General features: G+C 37.9%; 4 protein-coding genes. 2 read left to right on the forward strand and 2 right to left on the reverse strand.

From position 1 onward, the window contains the following. Positions 1-327: 327 nt before the first annotated feature. Positions 328-810 carry a cytochrome b6-f complex subunit IV gene (gene petD, locus MW688_RS03665; protein WP_486734565.1) on the reverse strand — a complete coding sequence of 161 codons (483 nt, stop codon included), beginning with the start codon at positions 808-810 and terminating at the stop codon, positions 328-330. Positions 811-908: 98 nt separating this feature from the next. Continuing rightward, positions 909-1,577 carry a cytochrome b6 gene (gene petB / locus MW688_RS03670; RefSeq protein WP_486734566.1) on the reverse strand — a complete coding sequence of 223 codons (669 nt, stop codon included), beginning with the start codon at positions 1,575-1,577 and terminating at the stop codon, positions 909-911. A gap of 736 nt (positions 1,578-2,313) precedes the next feature. On the opposite strand from petB, the gene MW688_RS03675 reads away from it, so the two are divergent. After that, positions 2,314-2,526, forward strand: coding sequence for a BrnA antitoxin family protein (locus MW688_RS03675; protein WP_486734567.1), 213 nt, complete (start codon positions 2,314-2,316; stop codon positions 2,524-2,526). Positions 2,527-2,643: 117 nt separating this feature from the next. Further along, on the forward strand, positions 2,644-3,543 hold the full coding sequence (locus MW688_RS03680; protein ID WP_486734568.1) for a Uma2 family endonuclease: 900 nt from the start codon (positions 2,644-2,646) through the stop codon (positions 3,541-3,543). The last annotated feature ends 350 nt before the right edge of the window (positions 3,544-3,893 follow it).

The raw sequence follows: 3,893 nt of genomic DNA on the forward strand, positions 1-3,893 counted from the left end.
CTCTCCGGCTTGCGCCCATCTCTCCGGCTTGCGCCCATCTCTCCGGCTTGCGCCCATCTCTCCGGCTTGCGCCCTCATTTATTATGCTAAAAAAACTTCATTTTTGTCTTTTTATTACGAATTCGCCCAATCTACCCTTGTCATCCCTTGAGATATTTTGGACTAAAGTCCAACTACGAACCTCGTTTTTGACTGGAGTATTAGATTCTGAGTTAAATAAAAATCGACCTTTTTTTTGTTCAATTATCTTCATCATCAATAACTGAATCAAAAAAAAGGTCTCCTTGAAAAAATATTTGCTTTTAAAGTTTCCTTCTTCTACTCTTCTTAGAATAAACCTAAGGTTAAAGATTCATCTAGAGGGAAAGTAGCGCCGATACCTAGCCACATGGTTACAATAGTACCGATTAAAAATACTGTAGTTGCTAAGGGACGACGGAAAGGATTTTGAAACTTGTTGACGCTTTCGATGAATGGCACAATCATCAAACCTAGAGGAATAGAAGCCATTGCTGCAATTCCTAAAAGTTTGTTGGGAACAATACGTAGGATTTGGAACACTGGATAGAAATACCATTCAGGTAGAATTTCTAATGGTGTTGCAAAAGGATCTGCTGGTTCTCCTATTATAGATGGGTCTAAAACTGCTAAACCTACACACAAGCCTATAGTCCCTAAAATTACTACAGGGAAAGTGTAGAGAAGATCATTCGGCCAAGCGGGTTCACCGTAGTAGTTGTGCCCCATACCTTTAGCTAGTTTAGCTCTTAACTGAGGATCACTGAGATCCGGTTTTTTTAAAGTAGACATTTTACTCTTGGTTCTCCTTAAAAAGTCTGACGGTATAATTGAGTGATATTCTTATCTCATCACTCCTAATTTTTTTTTGCTGTTACAAATGTTTCAGTTTACAAAGGACCTGATATACCTTGTTTGCGAATCATTAAGAAGTGTAACAACATAAATACAGCAATCATCCATGGTAGTACAAAAGTATGTAGACTATAGAAGCGAGTTAGGGTTGCTTGTCCAACACTAGCGCTACCTCTCATCAATTCTACAATTTGGTCACCTACTACAGGGATGGCCGCGGGAACACCAGAAACGATTTTAACCGCCCAGTAACCAACTTGGTCCCAAGGTAGAGAGTAACCTGTTACTCCAAAGGATACTGTGATTACTGCTAACACTACTCCAGTTACCCAAGTTAATTCACGGGGATTTTTGAATCCACCAGTGAGATAAACACGGAAGGTATGGAGAATCATCATTAGTACCATCATACTAGCAGACCAACGATGAATAGAACGAATTAACCAACCAAAGTTAACTTCGTTCATGATGTACTGAACTGAAGTAAACGCTTCTGTTACAGTTGGCTTATAATAAAAAGTCATGGCGAATCCAGTAGCAAACTGGATTAGGAAGCAAGTCAGGGTGATTCCTCCTAGGCAATAGAAGATATTGACGTGAGGAGGCACATATTTTGAGGTTATGTCATCGGAAATGGCTTCAATCTCTAATCTTTCTTGAAACCACTGATAAGCTTTTGAGTCTGTAACTTGTTTTGTGAACATGAAGCTAGATAATCCTAAATATGATTACTATCGTATTTATGGTTAATTGTTTGGGTTAAGTGAGACTTTTTTTCTTACTCAGAACAAAGCTTTATTACCAAGTAATTAAACTGTTGAATTGGAAAATTCTTAAACTTATGGTTCGGCAGTTTTTCCCTGAATCATTCAGTAGTTATACTGGTAGTTTTTTTCCTTTCCAACTCCAATAGTAGCTTATGACATTGGTGCTTTGATCTAAGTATGAAGTCTTCATTAATTAAACTTAACACAAATTTTTCCAAATTTAATAATTAATTCTTCCTTTTTGGCGATCGCCATTAATTCCCTAAAATACCATAGGCTCAGATCTTGCATCTTTGCCAAAAGTTGCTGATTTACAGAGCGGTAATGAGCGAATGCGAGAATGTATAACGGACATCTCACGATCAGCTCAGAGCAAAGCACCAGAACTTATGTACTAAATTAACCTCAGAAAAAGTTCATTTCTCTTTCGCCTAAAATCGCATCACGCATCAGGAGAACAAAAATACTGAATACGCCTTTAGGGTCAACAAATTTTCAAGGGCGATCGCATTAATTCTTTAACTCATTACTCATTACTCATTACTCATTACTCATTACTCATTACTCAACCCCCACCAGTAACATTAGGTAAAGATGCAAGATCTGAGCTCAAGATGCTATCCTTGATAGGGAACTCTGAAACTTACAATCAAAATGCTGGTGAAGAGAGCTTATGAAGAAGGAGAGTTTTAAGCAACTAACTACAGAACAACAAAAAGAGTTAGAAGCATTATCAAAATTACCAGAAAACGAGATTAATACTCAAGACATTCCTGAAGTTAATGACTGGAGTAATGCAAAAAGAGGTGTATTTTATAATCAAAGAAAACAGCAAATAACACTAAGCTTAGATGCAGATCTAATTACATGGTTTAAGGAAAGCTAAAAGCCGACAATAAAGCCGACAATAATATTGATGTCTCCGGCAACTCCCTTACTTAAATCATTAACCAAACATCAACAAAACCTCAATTTAGATTACACTTCTCTATCAAAAGTAAGTATGACTCAACAACGAGAATCCATCGCTCTTCCCCCACCATTTCCAGATCATACCCAACTCCCCGACTCTGATGGTACCTTCGTGAAAAATTTTCAAGAACATCCCCAAAGTATCATTTTAACTGACTCCCTAGGCCCAATTCTCCGGGAAATTCACCCCGATGGACAATATGCCATCGGTCAAGATTGTGGCATTTATTGGCGAGAAACCGAACCCCCAGAAAAAGGTGCTGAAGCACCAGATTGGTTTTATGTTCCCAATGTACCACCTTTACTTGATGGGCAAATTAGAAGGTCTTATGTGTTGTGGAGAGAACATTTAGCCCCATTGATTGCCTTAGAATTTGCTAGTGGTAATGGGGATGAAGAAAGAGACCGAACTCCAGCAAGGAGCGATAATCAGCAAAAACCAGGGAAATTTTGGGTATATGAGCAAATAATTCGCATACCGTACTATGGAATTTATGTAATTAAAAACCAAGAATTGGAAGTATATCATTTAGTAGATGGTGTCTATGAGAGGATAAATGCCAACGAAAGAGGACATTATCCCTTAGAGAGATTGGGAATAGAGTTAGGATTGTGGAGAGGAAGTTATCAAAATCAACATCAGTATTGGTTAAGATGGTGGAATCAACAAGGAGAGTTACTCCTGACAGGTAGCGAAAGAGCAGAAGTAGAAAAACAACGGGCTGAAGTAGAAAAACAACGAGCAGAAGTAGAAAAACAACGAGCAGAAGCTGAAAAACAACGAGCAGAAGCTGAAAAACAACGAGCAGATACTGTAGAACAATCTGTCAGAGATTCTATACCAAAATTATTAGGAATGGGTTTAAGTATTGAACAAGTGGCTGAAGCCCTATCTCTATCGGTAGAAACAGTTAGACAGTTAAACGGCTAAATAACTATTTTTATAATACAGTGAGAGCGATCGCCTATTAAATATGAATCTGAATTTACTGTGAGTTTATCTCATAGTAAGCTTTAACTCATATCAAAGCACTCCCAAAAAAGTACAGAAATTGGCTAACAGGCGAGAGGGGGAGCTCCGGGAGAGGGGGAGCTCCGGGAGCAGGGGAGAAAGATGGTTTTTAAATATTTGCATCAATATCTCATAATATAACTGATTAAACGGACTTGATATTACTTCCTTACTCATTACTTCCTTACTAATTACTTCCTTACTAATTACTTCCTTACTTCCTTACTCATTACTAATTACTTCCTTACTCATTACTAATTACTTCCTTA

The sequence above is a fragment of the Johannesbaptistia floridana genome (assembly GCF_057440575.1).

What these genes read in the sequence shown, in the direction of transcription:
- MW688_RS03680 (WP_486734568.1), top strand. Translation starts at nt 2,644, where the DNA reads ATGACTCAACAACGAGAATCCATCGCTCTTCCCCCACCATTTCCAGAT.
- petB (WP_486734566.1), bottom strand. Translation starts at nt 1,577, where the DNA reads ATGTTCACAAAACAAGTTACAGACTCAAAAGCTTATCAGTGGTTTCAA.
- petD (WP_486734565.1), bottom strand. Translation starts at nt 810, where the DNA reads ATGTCTACTTTAAAAAAACCGGATCTCAGTGATCCTCAGTTAAGAGCT.
- MW688_RS03675 (WP_486734567.1), top strand. Translation starts at nt 2,314, where the DNA reads ATGAAGAAGGAGAGTTTTAAGCAACTAACTACAGAACAACAAAAAGAG.